This is a genomic window from Limimonas halophila (genome assembly GCF_900100655.1).
Taxonomy (GTDB): domain Bacteria; phylum Pseudomonadota; class Alphaproteobacteria; order Kiloniellales; family Rhodovibrionaceae; genus Limimonas; species Limimonas halophila.
Map to the genome: position 1 here is coordinate 235693 of NZ_FNCE01000003.1, position 14919 is coordinate 250611.

Here is a 14919-nt window from a genome sequence, read left to right on the forward strand (position 1 = left end):
ATGCAAAGGCAAAGCCGCAGTTAACCGCCGTTCGGGGCAGGTTGGCGACCCCGGAACGGGCGATCCGGTTGCCGGCCCGCGTTGCGGTGCATGTCCGCCGGGGTTTAGTGTCAAAAATATCGCAATGCGGACTCGGCCTCCGCCGAGGCAGCGGGAGGAGGACACGATGGCGGACCAGCAGGACAGGCGGCGGCGGCACGAGTTCCGGCGCTTCCGGCGCCAGCTCGAAGCGCTGAGCAGCGCGGACATCCGGCAACGGCTCGACAGCAACCGCATCCGCAGCCCCGAGCGCCGCGCCCTCGCCGAGGAGGTGCTGGCGGCGCGCGCGGCGGAACCGGGAGCCGAGGCGGCGGCAGACGAGTCCGCCCGGCCCGCGCCCACAGACGGACGCGCGATCGCGGTGAGCGCGCTGCGGCCCATTGTCCGACCGACGGTGCGCGGCTGGCGCTGGGTGCACCGGCGGGACGGACACCTGGCCCGCACGCTCGGCGGCGCCGCGCTGGCCGCCGGTGCGCTCGTGGCCGTCATCGGCCTGCTGCGCCGTTAAAACACCCACCCGGTTCCGGGAGTCGCCGCCATGCGGGCTGCCACGGTCGAGGAGGAGGCCGCGCGCCACGGCTTCACCATCGCCGACGACCGCACGGCCGGCCGGTTGCGCGTGCGTGTACCCGATCTGCGCGCCGCGCCGGAGTTGGCGGCGGCGGTGGAGCGCGGGCTCGCGCGGGTGCCGGGCGTCCGGACCGCGCGTGCCAGCGCCTGGAGCCGCAGCGTCGTCATCGGCTTCGACGCCGAAACCGCCAAGGACGAGGTTCTGGCGGCGCTGCGCGGCGTCCTCGACGCCCCGCCGGAAACGGGCGGGACAGCGACGGGCGAGGCGGCGGAAGCGGAGTCCGCCCACCCCGCACCCGACGGCGTGGCCTGGCACACCATGCCGGTGGCGGCCTGTGCCGAGCGCCTGGAAAGCGATGCGCACGACGGCTTGCCGGTGGACGTGGCCGAGGCGCGGCGTGCGCGCTACGGCGCCAACCGCCTGCGCGAGATGCGCGCCAAGAGCCGCTGGGAAACCGTCCGCGAGCAGGTGGTGAGCCTGCCGGTGATGCTGCTCATGGGCTCGGCCGCCGTCTCGGTCGCGACGGGCGGCATCGCCGACGCCGCGGCGATCGTCGGCATCGTCGCCGTCAACACCGTCATCGGCTACATCACCGAGCGCCGCGCCGACGCCACGATCGCCAGCATGGCCGAAACCGGGGAGGGCATCGTCCGCGTTAGGCGGGGCGGCAAGAAGTGGAATTGCGCCGAAACCGAACTGGTGCCCGGCGATCTGGTCCAGATCACCGCAGGAAGCCCCGTCCCGGTGGATGCGCGCGTTGTCGAGTCGCGTGGGCTGATGGTGGACGAGTCCCCACTCACCGGGGAGAGCGTCGGCGTCCGCAAGCAGGCCGGCGCCCTCGGCGAGGAGGCCGCGCCCATCGCCGACCGCGTGAACATGGTCTACCAGGGCACGGCCGTCACGGCCGGCCGCGCCACGGTGCTCGTCACGGCCACGGGCGGCGCCACCGAGATGGGCCGCATCCAGGCCCTGGCCGACGCCGCCGAAGCGCCGCAGACCCCCTCGCAGCGGCAGCTCAACCAGCTCGGCACTTGGCTGGCGCTCGCCAGCGGCGGGGTGTGCGTCGCCGTCTTCGGCGTCGGGCTGGTGCGCGGCTTCGCCCTCGTCCAGATGGTGAAGAACGCCATGGCGCTCGCGGTCGCGGCCGTGCCCGAGGGCCTGCCGGCCATGGCGGTGACGACGCTGGCGCTCGGGGTGCGCGACATGCGCCGGCAAGGCGTGCTGATCCGCCGGCTGCCCGCCGTGGAGACGCTCGGCTCGGTGCAGACGGTCTGCTTCGACAAGACGGGCACGCTCACGGAAAACCGCATGGCCGTGCGGGAGGTGCGCACGGCCGCCGACACCCTGGACCTGCGCCCCGGCACCGCCATCGGGCAGCCAGCGCTCGGCGACGGGTCGGCGCTGGGCGACCTGCTGCGTGTGTCCGTGCTGTGCAGCGAAACCCGCATCCGCAAGCGCAACGGCGAGCGCGTGTTCGACGGCTCGGCCACGGAAGCCGCGCTCATCGCCGCCGCCGACCGCGCGGGCTTCAAGGCCAAGAAGCTGCGCAAGGCGCATCCCATGCTGGACATCCGCGAGCGTGGCAACGGCCGCAACCACATGGCCAGCCGCCACACCACCCCGGACGGCGGCACCTTCCTGGCCGTGAAGGGCAGCCCCGACGAGGTGCTGGAGATGTGCGCGCACGTGCGCACGCCCGACGGCGACCGCCCGCTGGACGAGGGCGAGCGCGACCGGCTGATCCGGTTGAACGCGGCGATGGCCGACGAGGGGCTGCGCGTGCTCGCCGCCGCGTGTGCCGGGACGGACGCGCCGCCGGACGCGGCGGGCGAGCTGGACGGCGAGTTGGTGTGGCTCGGGCTCGTCGGGCTTGCCGACCCGGTGCGGCCGGGGGTTCGCGAGGCGGTGCAGGAATTCCACCGGGCCGGCGTGGCCACGGTGATGATCACGGGCGATCAGCGCGACACCGCCCGCGCCATCGCGCGCGATCTGGGCCTGGCGCGCGAGGGCGAGGTGCACGTCGTCGACGCGCGCGAGCTGCACGAGCTGGACATGCACCGCCTGGGCGAGCTGGCGGAGGAAGCCCACGCTTTCTCGCGCGTGACGCCCGCCGACAAGCTGCGCATCGTCCAGGCGCTGCAGGCGCGGCGGCGCGTGGTCGCCATGACGGGCGACGGCGTGAACGACGGGCCGGCGCTCAAGGCCGCCGACATCGGCGTGGCCATGGGGCATGGCGGCACGCGCGTCGCGCGCGAGATGGCGGACGTGGTGCTGCAGCGCGACGACGTGGGCGACATGGCCGTGGCGGTGGCGCGCGGGCGCGCGATCTATCTGAACGTGCGCCGCGCCATCCAGTTCCTGTTGTCGACCAACTTCAGCGAGATCCTGGTGATGTTCGCCGCCATCGCGGCCGGGGCCGGGCAGCCGCTGACGGCGATGCAACTGCTGTGGATCAACCTGGCCACCGATGTCTTCCCGGCCATCGGCCTGGCGCTGGAGCCGGCGCACGAGGACGTCATGCGCACCCCGCCGCGCGACCCGCGCGAGCCCATCATGCGGCGCACGGACCTGTGGCGGATTGGGCGCGAGTCGGCCGTTCTCGCCGCCGGCTCCCTGGGTGGCTACGCCGCGGCCCTGGCGCTCTACGGGCCGGGGCCGCAGGCGCAGACCGTGGCCTGCCTCGGCCTCATCGTGGGGCAGTTGAGCCACGCGCTGACGTGCCGCTCGCACCAGCCCGTCCTGAGCGGCGCGCACCGGCGGCGGCGCAATCGCATCCTGGATGGGGCGCTGATCGGGACGGTCGGGCTGCAGGCGCTGGTGCTGGGCGTGCCGGCGCTGCGGCAGTTCTTCGGCTTCGCCGGGCTGGACCTCACGGGCTACGCGCTTGTGATCGTCGCCGGGCTCATCCCCTTCGTCGTCAACAACGTCCTGAAGGGCGGCGTGGGCCGCCCGCGCGTCCCGGCGGCGGTCAAGCGGCTCTCACAGCTCCCAGTGCCGGCCGCCGGCCGGGCGTTGGTGCCGGCGTGAGCGATCAGACCAGCGCGGCTATCATCGCGGTGGCCGAGCGCTCCAGCACCTTTTCCAGCGCGATGTTGAGCACCGTTTCCGTCACCCGCGTGGTGCCGGGGCCGACGGCGCCCGTGCTGGGCGAGGCCTTCGCGGGATCGGCGTCGGTGGACACGTAGCCCGCGCCGCGCAACGCGCCGACAATCGCGTCCGGGGTGGTGAGATCGGGGTCGTAAAAGACGGTGACGCTGCCCGTGACCGTGCGCACGTCCACCTCGCGGACGCCGTGCAGGCCGGTCACGAATTGCTCGACCGTGCGCGCCCGGCCGGCGTTCCGCTTCACCGCGGCGGAGCGCACGCGCAGGCGGCCGGGGACGTGGTGAAGATAGTCCGCCATCGCCGGACCTCATCCCTGATTGCCAGCAGATGAGGGGTGTATAGCCGACGGATGTTGCAGGGACGTGACAGGCCGATGGCGGAGGGATTGCTTTATGCGGTTTCCGCTGCCGGCTGCGCCCGGTTGGCGGTGCGCCAGCGGTCGTAGATGAGCATGCCGCCGTACCAGGCGAGCGTGATGGCCGGCGCCATGATCTGCCCGCGCAGAACCTGGACGACCGCGAGCCCGAGCAGGGACACCGAGATCACCGTGGCAAGGTCGAAGTCGCCGTCGCTGGTATCCTTGAACCAGGAATCGATGCGCCGCGCATCGGCGACGAGGCGGTTGGTCGCGCCGCCGGCCGCCTCGCCGGCGCCTTCGCGCACGAACAGGCCCTGTTTTGCGGCGAAGTGCCACACCGTGTCGGCGTCGGCGGTGTGGTGGATGAGCACGCTGCCGGTGCGCGCGTTGGCTTCGGCGACCTCGACATCCGGGCACAGGTCGAAGGTGTCCTCGACCGTGCGGAAGAAGGCCGCATCGCCCCGCCGCGCCGGGACGCGCACGCGAAGGCGCCACGGCACGTCGTGGACGGGTCGGGCGGCGGGGGCGTCAGCTGCTGGTGCTGCTGCTTGTGCCACTGCTGCCGCCCTTGCTGCTGCCCGTGGAGCTGGACTCGCCGGATGTCGCGGCGGCCGTGGCCGCGCCGCCCGCAGCCTGCTCCGCGGCCGGGTGCATCTCGGCGTAGGCCTCGTGGTAGGTGTCCTCGGCCATCTCGCCGAGTTCCGCGATGCTCTCGCGCGTGCGCTCGTAGACGAGCAGGCCGGTCTTGATCGTGGTCTTGGCTGCCGGCCGCAGCACGCGGCCCACGACCGGCATCACCGTCGGCGCCAGCAGGGCCGCGCCCACACCGATCGCTACGCCGGTCGTGACGTTGTTCTTGAAGATGTCTTCGATCGCCATGTCCACTGCCTCCTGAGCAGGCGGTTGCCTATCATGGAAGCGTAATATGGCGCCATCAGAGTTCAAAGTAAAAAGGGTGGCCGCCGCGGCGCAGCGTCCGGATAATCCCGGCCGTGCTTCCCGTCCACCGAGCAGGATGCGACCACCGTGCGAACCCGCTTCATCCTCCACGACCCCCTCGACGCCGGCGAAGTGCAGTTCCAGGACGTGCGCGTCCTCAGCTCGCGCGGCGACCGCGTGAAGGTCCGCTTCACCACCACCAACGGCGAAACGCTGGACGCCGTCTTCGACAAGGAGGAGGTGCGCGGCCTGTTCAACTGGTCCCGCTTCGTCTAGCGGTGCCGTGATCGCGGATGGCGAGGAGGGATGTATCGTGGACGCCGCAAGCGGCGCGAAGCGCGCGGACGTCGATCTGGCGGTCGTCGGGGCGGGGGTCGCCGGGCTGGCCGCCGCGAAGACCGCGCGCGAGCACGGGCTCAGCGTGCGCGTGCTGGAAGCCAAGGACCGCATCGGCGGGCGCGCGCACACCGTGTGCGACGCGCTCGGCCGGCCCTGGGACCGCGGCGCCCACTGGCTGCATTCCGCCGAGACCAATCCCTTCCGGGTGTACGCCGACCGCGTGGGCGAACCCTACCGGCCCGGCGTTTCGCCGCAGCACCTCTGGCTGGGCCGGCGCTGGGCCGGCGAAGACGAGCGCGCGGGCTTCTCCGCCTTCGCGCGGCGGGCGGGCGCGGCCATCGACGCCGCGGGCGAGGCCGGGCGCGACCTGCCCGCGAGCTGGGTGCTGCCCGAGGGCGGGGCGTGGCTGCCGCTCTACCGCCAGCTGCTGGGGGCGCTGGCGGGCGCGGAACCGGAAGCCTGCTCCACGCTGGACAGCGCCCGCTACCTGGACGGCGAGGCGAACTGGCCGCTGGAAAACGGCTTCGGCGCCCTGATCGCGCGCTGGGGCGCGGACGTGCCGGTGCACCTGAACACGCCGGTTCATACGCTGGATCGCACGGGGCCGGCGGTGCGGCTGGAAACCCGCGACGGCACGCTGACCGCGCGCCGCGCCGTCGTCACGGTGTCGACCAGCGCGCTCGCGGGCGACGCGATCCGTTTCCGGCCGGAGATGCCGGCGTGGCTGGCGGAGGCCCTGGCGGCGACGCCCCTGGGCGGGGCGAACAAGGTCATGCTCAGCTTCGACCGCGACATCTTCGGCCTGGGCCACAGCTTCGCCGCCTCGCTCGCGGACGCGCCGTGGGGCTTTCACATGCAGATCACCCCCTTCGAGCGCCCCGTGGTCATTGCGCACACCGGCGGCAGCTTCGCCACCGCGATGGAGCGCGAGGGACCGGCCGCCATGCGCGAGCGCGCGCTGACGAGCCTGCGTTCGATGTTCGGCCCCAGGGTGGACCGGCACCTCGTGGACTGGGACACGACCGCCTGGGGCGAAGATCCACACATCCGCGGTGGATATTCCATCGCGCTGCCGGGCCAGGCCCACCTGCGCGAGCGCCTGAACCAGCCGCTGGACGAGCGCGTGTGGCTGGCCGGGGAGGCGTGCGCGCTGGACGCCTTCGGCACGGTGCACGGCGCGCATGCCGCCGGACTCCGGGCCGCGCGGGCGGTCGCGGACAGTCTGGGCGCCCCGGTCTGACGGCGCTCGCGCAATAATAACGATAAATATGTGTAGTTTTTCTTAATTTGACACCGCCCACGTCGGGGATTATCTCCGGTTTCACGCATCGAATGTGCTGTTTTTGCATCAGGCGGTGACCGGCATGGGCCACGAAACCAACATCACGCAGGCCGCCCTCGCGGCCGGCCTGTTCGATCAGAGCCAGGCGCAACAGCTGGAAGCGCTGCTTCCCACGCTGCGCCCGGAGCAGGCGCTGTGGCTGAGCGGCTACTTGGCCGGGCTCGGAGCGCAGACCCAGCCGGCGCAGGCGGCCGGGGGCCAGGGTGGCGGCGAGGCGCCGCAGATCACCGTCCTCTACGGCACGGAAACCGGCAACGCCGAGGGCGTGGCCAAGCAGCTCGCCGAGCGCGCCACCCAGAAGGGGCTCAAGGCGCGCGCCGTGGACATGGCCGAGTACAAGACCAAGGATCTCAAGAGCGAAACCCACGTGGTCCTGGTCTCCGCCACGCACGGCGAGGGCGATCCGCCGGACCCCGCCGCGCCCTTCTTCGAGTTCCTGTGGAGCCGCAAGGCACCCAAGCTGAAGGGCACGAAGTTCGCCGTCTTCTCCCTGGGCGACAGCAGCTACGTGAACTTCTGCCAAGCCGGCAAGGACTTGGACGCGCGCTTCGAGGAGCTGGGCGGCGAGCGCCTGGCCGAGCGCGTGGACACCGACGTCGACTACGAGGACGACGCCGAGGCCTGGGTGGAGAAGCTGGTCGGCCTGCTGGAAAGCGAGGCCGCGCCCGCTGGGCAGCCCGCCTCGCCGGGCGCGCCCGCGGCGCTCCAGGGGGTGCTCGGCGGCCTGCCGGGCGCCGCGCCGGCCGCGGACAAGCCGAAGCACTCGCGCAAGAACCCCTATCAGGCCGAGATCCTCGACGCCGTGGTCCTCAACGGCCGCCACTCCACCAAGGAAACGCGCCACATCGAGCTTTCGCTGGAGGACAGCGGCCTCACCTTCGAGCCGGGCGACAGCCTCGGCATCGTGCCCGAGAACGAGGACGCCACGGTCGAGCGCGTGGTGGACAGCCTGGGCCTGACACCCGGCGACACCGTCCACGTCAACGGCGCGGAAAAGTCGCTCGGGGACGCGCTCAAGCGCGACCTGGAGCTGACGATGCTCACGCCCGGCTTCCTCCAGGCCTATGCGGACGCCGCGGAGTCCGAGGAGCTGCGCGCGCTGCTGGCCGAGGACAACCGCGAGGCGCTGCACACCTTCATGGGCGCCAACCAGGTCGCCGACGTGCTGGCCCGGTATCCCGTGAGCGGCCTGGACGCCGCCACCTTCACCGGGATGCTGCGCAAGCTGCAGCCGCGGCTGTACTCCATCGCCTCAAGCCAGGCGGCGCTGCCGGACGAGGTGCACCTGACGGTGGGCGTCACGCGCTACACCAGCGACGGCAAGCCGCGCAACGGCGTCGCCAGCACCTATCTTGCCGAGCGCCGCGAGCCCGGCGAGACGGTTCCCGTCTACGTGGACCACAACAAGGCCTTCAAGCTGCCCAGCGATCCCACGACGCCGCTCATCATGATCGGGCCGGGCACGGGCGTCGCGCCCTTCCGCGCCTTCCTGCAGGAGCGCGAGGAGATGGGGGCGACTGGCAAGAACTGGCTGTTCTTCGGCGAGCGCACCTTCCGCGAGGACTTCCTCTACCAGACCGACTGGCAGCAGTTCCGCAAGGACGGTCTGCTGACGCGCATGGACGTCGCCTTTTCGCGCGACCAGAAAGAGAAGGTCTACGTCCAGGACCGCGTGCGCCAGCGCAGCCGCGACGTCTACGCTTGGCTTCAGGAAGGCGCGAACCTCTACGTCTGCGGCGACGCCGACGCGATGGCGCCCGCCGTCCACGAGGCGCTGACCGACGTGGTGAAGGACGAGGGCGGGCTGTCGCGCGAGGACGCGCAGGCCTACCTCAAGCAGCTCCAGCAGGAGCGGCGCTACCAGCGCGACGTTTACTGATCCCAGCCGGGAATCGGCGCCCGACGCGCACGCACGCGAGAAACGGATCACACGCCATGGCCGCTTCCGACCGCTACAACATCGACCGCAGCCAGGACATCACGCAGCCCGTCGAGGAGCTGCACCCGAACGAGACGATCAAGGCCGAGAGCAACTTCCTGCGCGGCCATATCGAGGACAGCCTGGCCGATCCCATCACCGGCTCGCTGCTGGGAGACGACCACCAGCTGACCAAGTTCCACGGCATCTACCAGCAGGACGACCGCGACCTGCGCGACGAGCGCCGGCGCAAGAAGCTGGAGCCGGCGCATTCTTTCATGATCCGCGTGCGCCTGCCGGGCGGGGTGTGCCAACCCGATCAGTGGCTGAAGCTGGACGAGCTTGCGCGCACCCACGCCAACAACACCCTGCGGCTCACCACGCGCCAGACCTTCCAGTTCCACGGCGTGCTGAAGCGCGACCTCAAGGCCACGATGCAGGGCATCCACGCGGCCCTGCTGGATACGATCGCCGCTTGCGGCGACGACAACCGCGGCGTCATGGCGACCCCGCTGCCGGATTACGACGCCGTCCACCAGCAGGTCTATCCGGTCGCCAAGGCGGTCAGTGACCATCTGCTGCCGCGCTCGCGCGCCTACCACGAGATCTGGCTGGACGAGGAGCCGCTGCACAAGGGCGCCGGGCAGGTGGACGAGAACGAGGAGCCGATCTACGGCAAGACCTACCTGCCGCGGAAGTTCAAGATCGGCTTCGCCGTGCCGCCGGTGAACGACGTCGACATCTACACCCAGGACATCGGCTTTATCGCCATCACGAACGGCGAGACGCTGGAGGGCTTCAACGTCGCCGTCGGCGGCGGCATGGGGCGCACCGACAACGAGCCCAGCACCTATCCCCAGCTCGGCCGCGTGATCGGCTTCTGCCGGCCGGACCAGGCCGTCGATGTGGCGGAGAAGATCGTCACCATCCAGCGCGACCACGGCAACCGCTATGACCGCAAGGTCGCGCGCATGAAGTACACCATCGACCATCACGGCCTCGACTGGTTCGTCGACGAACTGCAGGAGCGCCTGGGCTGGTCTTTGGAAGCCGCGCGCGAGCACCCGGCGTTCGAGACCAGCCAGGACCGCTTCGGCTGGTCGCAGAACCTGGACGGCACCTGGAACTACACGCTGTTCGTGGAAAACGGCCGTGTGCAGGATACCGACAGCCACAGCATGATGACCGGCCTGCGCGAACTGGCCGGGATGCTGCGCGGCGACCTGCGGATCACGGGCAACCAGAATCTGATCGTCGCGAAGATCCCGCAGGATCAGGTGGATGCGGTGTGGGAGATCCTGGAACGCCACGGCATCCTGGCGGTGACCGACCGCAGCCACGTGCGCCGGCATTCCATGGCCTGCGTGGCCTTCCCGACCTGCCCGCTGGCGATGGCGGAGAGCGAGCGCTACTTCCCGCACTTCATGACCAAGGTGGAAAACCTCCTGGCCGAGTGCGGGCTGGGCGACACGCCCATCGTCATGCGCATGACGGGCTGCAACAACGGCTGCGCGCGGCCCTACGTGGCGGAGGTCGGCTTCTCGGGGCGCGCGCCCGGGAAGTACAACTTCTACCTGGGCGGCGGCTTCCACGGTCAGCGGCTGAACAAGCCCTACATGGAGAACGTCGACGAGGACACCATCCTCGGGGAGCTGCGGCCCATGTTCGAGCGCTACGCCGCCGAAGGGGAGGCGGGCGAAGCCTTCGGCGACTTCGTCATCCGCGCCGGATACATTTCCGCCGTCAACGACGGGCGGGAATTCAACGCATAATGACGCCGGGGCGCTTTTTTGCGCCCCGGTTCACGCGAACGCCACCCACATCGCGGCGTAGTGCATGCCCGCGGCCACGAGCACGAGAGCGTGCCAGATCGCGTTGTGGAATTTCAGCCGGTGCGCCGCGTGAAAGCCCACGCCGGCGGTGTAGACCACGCCGCCGCCCAGCAGCAGCGCGACGACGGGCGGGGTGGCCGCCGACAGGAAGGCGTCCAGGGCGACCAGGATGCTCCAGCCCATCAACAGATAAATCACGATCTCGAGGCGCTCGCCGAAGCGCGGCCAGACAACGGCATGGAGCGCGCCCACGACAGCCAGCGCCCAGTTCGCCGCAAACAGCCCCATTCCCAAATCACCGCCGATCTTGGCGAGGGCGAAGGGAGAATAGGTGCCCGCGATCAGCACAAAAATGGCCGCGTGGTCCAGCCGCCGCAGCAGGCCCTTGCGCGGTGACGCGACCGTAAGGTTGTAGGCGGCGGAACTACCCAGCATCGCGAGCAGCGCCGGGGCGTAGAGACTCAACCCCAACGCTGCCCGTGACCCTGTGTGCGGCACCAGCCATCCGATCAGGCCGGCGACGGCGACCAGGCCAACGGTGACGCCCGTGACGTGGACGCCCAGGTCCGCCAGCCATTCGCCACGCGTGTAGACGGGAAAGGCGCGAGCGGCCACGGCCGCCCCGGCCTCAGCTGGCGAGCAGCTGGAGGCTCTTGACCTCCTCGCCCTTGCGGCCGGGCCCGCGCTCGATCGCCACGCGGTCGCCGGTCTGCAGGTCGTCCAGGCCGGCGGCCTCGACGGTCTCGGCGGCCAGATAGATGTCGCCGCCGCCGTCGTCCGGCACCACGAAGCCGAAGCCCTTGGATGGCTTGTAGAACTTCACCGTGCCCAGGCTGCGGCCCTCGGGAATCTGCACCTCGCCGGGCTCGCGGCGGCCGGCCGCGGGTGCGGGCGCCGCGGGCTCGGCCGGCATCGGCGCCGGCTCGCTGGCCTCCGGCGCAGGGGCTTTCGACCGCTTGGGCGAACTGCGCTTGCTGTCCGCGATCTCGATCGCGGCGAGCGCCCGGCGGACCTCGTGCGCGGCCCGCGCAAGCTCGTCGCCGCCGGCACCGCCGTCCCAGGTTTTCGCGCAGGTGCCCGCGGCCTCGATCAGCCGACGCGCCAGATCGGATTGCAGCTCATCGTTCGCGGGCGTGCGCTCGCGGGAACCACTGTCGGCGGCCGGGGCGGTCGGCTGGGCCGGCTCGGCGCCGCGGCTGCGCGCGGGCGCTTCCGGGCGAACCGGCTCATCCGTTCCGGGCGCGTCCGGAGTCGTCGCTGTGCTCGGGGCGCCTTGCCCGCCGTCCGGGCTCGGCCCGTCACCGTCCACGGCCACGGCAACGCCGGCAGCCTGCGGGTCGGTTTCCGCGACCGGCATGGCGTGCCCGTCCGCCTCGGCGGCGACTTCGGCTTCTTCCCCGTCCGCGGGCGGGCCGGCGTAGCCGGCCGGATCGGCCTGCGCCTTTTTGACGATGTAGCTGATCGCCGAGGGCGTTACGTTGTAATCGCGCGCAATGGCGGCGATGGCTTCGCCGGCCTGTCGGCGTTCGATGATCTTCGGCCACTCGCCCCGGTCGATCTTTGAGCGGCCCACACCGCCGGACTCGGTCTGCTCGTGGTTATGGTCTTTGAGGCGCAAAACGGATCGGCTCATGGTTGGCCACACACTGAAATTCAACGTTGCTCGGGCAGCCGCGACCGCTGCCGGCGACACTCGGAAACACACGCTCGCGGCTGGTGGATACGTCGGTACCGTCACCCTGTGGCTATCAAAATATAGCTTCGCGCCCAGCAATCAAGACCATGGCGGCTTTTTTCAATCCCCCGTCCCGTGTAGAACATAGCCCCGACGCCAGCGGTCAGCTGGATTTATTTTTGCACCAATTTGAGCGTCGGCAGATAACGATCAACCCGATGCACGGTATGGGTAAGCGGTGACAACACGCGATGTGGTCGCCGCCGCCGGGTTCGCACCATGCAATGTCTTCCGCCCAACCATGGATCCCGGCGGCGATGCCTGCGCCCGGATCGGCCGCTTGTGGGCTGTGACACGGTGTCGCGGGTCGGCGGCGTTGTGAATTCGTCTTCAAAAGCCCGGCCGTCGAATCAAATGCCTCGCGTGCCTGTGAGCCGCGGCGCTTTTTGATTGACGTTCACGCAATCGTGACAGCTTGGTCCGTCGGCCCCGGTTCCTGGCCGTCGGCCCCTGCGCCGGTGAAGGTGCAGCGCACCGTCATGTCCCGCATGGATGCGGCGCCGATGATGAGCGCGAACGGCACGTCTGCGGCGTCGCGCCCCGTGCCGATGCGCACGAAGCCCGGCCGGGAGATGCGCTTGCTAGGGTCGAAGAGGTGCCACGCCCCGTTCAGCCACGCCTCGAAAAGCGCATGAAAATCCGGTGGGTCCAGGTCGTGGGAGTAGCCGCTGACGAAGCGGGCCGGAACGTTGAGCGCGCGGCAGAAGGCCACGCCCAGGTGGGCGAAATCCCGGCACACACCGGCGCGCTGCGTGGCGGTGTCCAGCGCCGTGGTCAGCGTGCCGGTGGTGCCCGCGATGTAGTCTACGTTGGCGTGGATCCAGTCGCAGATCGCCTGGACCTGGCGGTGCCCCTGCGGCACGCGCCCGAACTCGCGGAACGCCAGGCGCATCAACTGGTCGGACTGGCAGTACCGGCTGGGGACGATGTAGGGCACGCTCCCCAGCGGCAGCCGGTCCGGCGGCGTGCCGCCGATCGTCGCCGGGTCGGCGAGCGTGTAGGACACGGCCGCGCGCGCCTCGTAGCGCACCGTCAGCGCTCCGGGCGGTGCCACGAAGCGGTGGTAGTGGTTACCCAGCTCGGGCGTGACGTGCTCGTCGACCGGCACCGCCGGCTCTACGGTGAAGCTGTCGTCGATCACGCGCTGGTTCGCCGCGTTGGCGGCGGCCACGTTCATGATGAACGTAGATCGCTCGCGGACCTGATAGCGCAGCGTGCATTGGGCGTGGAATTCCAAACGTCACCGTCCGTGGCCATGGGTGAAGGCGATACGCGGCGTATCGGCGATGGATATCCCGCGTCGCCCGGCCGCGGCAAGCGGCGCGGCACCGGCACCGTTGGATCACGGCCCCGCGAGGACACATTGGGTTGTCCGCGCCAATGTGGTACCCGAACCGCGGATTGCTGACCGCGCCGCCCAATCCGGCCGGGCAGGCAGAACAGCCGAATACCGGGGCGGCACGGGGACGATGGCCCGACCAGGGGGAGCGCGACATGCCCAACGGCTCGCCGGTCCGGCGGGAGCAAGTGTCCGCCGGCACGGTGGTCTTTCGCGAAGGCGACTCGGCTGCCCACGCCCGTGCGTATTTCGTCGAGGCCGGCCGGGTCCGGCTGCTCCACGGCGACGAGGCTCACGGAAACGTGCTGGCCCGGGTCGGGCCCGGTGAGGTCTTCGGCGAGATGGCGTTGCTCGACACCAAGCCGCGCTCGGCGACGGCGGTGTGCGAGGAGGACAGCGCGCTGCTCTCGATCGCCCGCGATTACCTGGACGACGTGCTGCGCCGGGCCGATCCGGTCCTGCCGTACATGATGTCCACACTGGCGCGCCGCGTTCGGGCTGCCAGCAGCAGCGCCGAACTTCCGGCGCCGCCGCGCCCGGACGCGCACAGCGACGACGACGGCCGCGCGGCCGCCGAGCAGCGGTTGGCATGGGTCCGGGAGCTGGACGCGGTCCTGGAAGAGGGTCGTGTGGTCCCCGTCTACCAGCCGGTGGTGGACTTGACCTCGGGCCGCACGGCCGGGTTCGAGGCGCTGCTACGCGTGCGCGGCGCGGACGGCGCGCTGCATCCGCCCATGGACTACATTGCGCTCGCCGAGGAGGTCGGAGCGACGGGGGCTTTCGCCCGGCAGATGCTGGACCAAGCCTGCCACGACGCCGCGGCCTGGGGCGAGGGCGGCCCGTTTGTCGCCGTGAACATCTCCCAGCGCGATCTGGAGGGGGAAAGCCTGCTGGAGGACGTGGCCGGGGCGCTGCGGCGCAGCGGGCTCTCGCCCACGCGCCTGGAACTGGAGGTCACGGAGAGCGCGCTGGCTTCCGATTTCGAGGCGGCGCGCGAGTACCTGGAGCGGTTTCGCGACATGGGCGTGGCCGTGACGATCGACGATTTCGGCACCGGCTACGCCTCGCTGTCCGCGCTGGCGGCCCTGCCGGTGTCGAAGCTGAAGGTGGATAAGACCTTCGTCTGGTCGTACGGCGCGGATGCTACGGCCACCGCGATCGTGGACGCCGTGCTCGGGCTCGCGCGCAGCCTCGGCATCCGGACGACGGCCGAAGGGGTCGAAACCAGCGAACAACTGGATGCGCTGCGCCGGCTTGGCTGCAATTCCGCGCAGGGGTTCCTCTTTGCCAAGGGTGGGCTCGCCCACGAGGTCGGGGCCATGGTCCAGCAGGTCTGGTTCCATCGCGACTGACGTGGCAGGCACTCGGACGGCTCGGCTGGCGCCGGCAAAAAAGGAGCCCG

13 protein-coding genes are annotated in these 14919 nt (G+C 70.8%); 7 read left to right on the forward strand and 6 right to left on the reverse strand.

Annotated elements, in window-relative coordinates; all coding sequences use genetic code 11:
- Positions 1–166: 166 nt before the first annotated feature.
- Positions 167–547 (forward strand): hypothetical protein, encoded by a 381-nt coding sequence (locus BLQ43_RS06580; protein WP_090019334.1) that lies wholly within the window; start codon positions 167–169, stop codon positions 545–547.
- A gap of 30 nt (positions 548–577) precedes the next feature.
- Positions 578–3637, forward strand: coding sequence for a cation-translocating P-type ATPase (locus BLQ43_RS06585; protein ID WP_090019335.1), 3060 nt, complete (start codon positions 578–580; stop codon positions 3635–3637).
- A gap of 4 nt (positions 3638–3641) precedes the next feature.
- Here BLQ43_RS06585 and BLQ43_RS06590 read toward each other — a convergent pair whose 3' ends face one another.
- The 3 genes from BLQ43_RS06590 to BLQ43_RS06600 form a co-directional block, all read right to left on the reverse strand.
- Positions 3642–4013: a heavy-metal-associated domain-containing protein gene (locus BLQ43_RS06590; RefSeq protein ID WP_090019336.1), complete on the reverse strand. Its 372-nt coding sequence runs from the start codon at positions 4011–4013 to the stop codon at positions 3642–3644.
- Between the two features lie 92 nt (positions 4014–4105).
- The gene (locus BLQ43_RS06595) at positions 4106–4573 is read right to left on the reverse strand and encodes a hypothetical protein (protein WP_143006178.1); all 468 of its coding nucleotides are present in this window, start codon (positions 4571–4573) and stop codon (positions 4106–4108) included.
- A gap of 28 nt (positions 4574–4601) precedes the next feature.
- Positions 4602–4952, reverse strand: coding sequence for a DUF5132 domain-containing protein (locus tag BLQ43_RS06600; protein WP_090019405.1), 351 nt, complete (start codon positions 4950–4952; stop codon positions 4602–4604).
- A 147-nt stretch (positions 4953–5099) separates the two neighbouring features.
- Between BLQ43_RS06600 and BLQ43_RS06605 the strand changes: the two genes are divergently transcribed.
- The 4 genes from BLQ43_RS06605 to BLQ43_RS06620 all read left to right on the forward strand — a co-directional run bounded on the left by BLQ43_RS06605 (position 5100) and on the right by BLQ43_RS06620 (position 10383).
- Entirely contained in the window at positions 5100–5288 is a 189-nt protein-coding gene (locus BLQ43_RS06605) for a hypothetical protein (protein WP_090019338.1), read from the forward strand.
- 37 nt (positions 5289–5325) lie between these two features.
- Positions 5326–6591 (forward strand): flavin monoamine oxidase family protein, encoded by a 1266-nt coding sequence (locus BLQ43_RS06610; RefSeq protein WP_176758557.1) that lies wholly within the window; start codon positions 5326–5328, stop codon positions 6589–6591.
- Positions 6592–6715: 124 nt separating this feature from the next.
- Positions 6716–8572 carry an assimilatory sulfite reductase (NADPH) flavoprotein subunit gene (locus BLQ43_RS06615; protein ID WP_090019406.1) on the forward strand — a complete coding sequence of 619 codons (1857 nt, stop codon included), beginning with the start codon at positions 6716–6718 and terminating at the stop codon, positions 8570–8572.
- 56 nt (positions 8573–8628) lie between these two features.
- On the forward strand, positions 8629–10383 hold the full coding sequence (locus BLQ43_RS06620) for an NADPH-dependent assimilatory sulfite reductase hemoprotein subunit (protein WP_090019340.1): 1755 nt from the start codon (positions 8629–8631) through the stop codon (positions 10381–10383).
- A gap of 30 nt (positions 10384–10413) precedes the next feature.
- Here the strand turns inward: BLQ43_RS06620 and trhA are convergent, their stop codons facing one another.
- The 3 genes from trhA to BLQ43_RS06635 all read right to left on the reverse strand — a co-directional run bounded on the left by trhA (position 10414) and on the right by BLQ43_RS06635 (position 13415).
- Complete coding sequence (gene trhA, locus BLQ43_RS06625) at positions 10414–11058, reverse strand: PAQR family membrane homeostasis protein TrhA (protein ID WP_176758558.1); 645 nt, start codon at positions 11056–11058, stop codon at positions 10414–10416.
- 13 nt (positions 11059–11071) lie between these two features.
- Complete coding sequence (locus tag BLQ43_RS06630) at positions 11072–12076, reverse strand: cold shock domain-containing protein (RefSeq protein ID WP_090019342.1); 1005 nt, start codon at positions 12074–12076, stop codon at positions 11072–11074.
- Positions 12077–12575: 499 nt separating this feature from the next.
- Positions 12576–13415 carry a transglutaminase-like domain-containing protein gene (locus BLQ43_RS06635; protein ID WP_342670365.1) on the reverse strand — a complete coding sequence of 280 codons (840 nt, stop codon included), beginning with the start codon at positions 13413–13415 and terminating at the stop codon, positions 12576–12578.
- 257 nt (positions 13416–13672) lie between these two features.
- On the opposite strand from BLQ43_RS06635, the gene BLQ43_RS06640 reads away from it, so the two are divergent.
- A complete protein-coding gene (locus tag BLQ43_RS06640) occupies positions 13673–14869 on the forward strand; it encodes an EAL domain-containing protein (protein ID WP_176758559.1) in 1197 nt (398 codons plus the stop codon).
- Positions 14870–14919 lie beyond the last annotated feature (50 nt).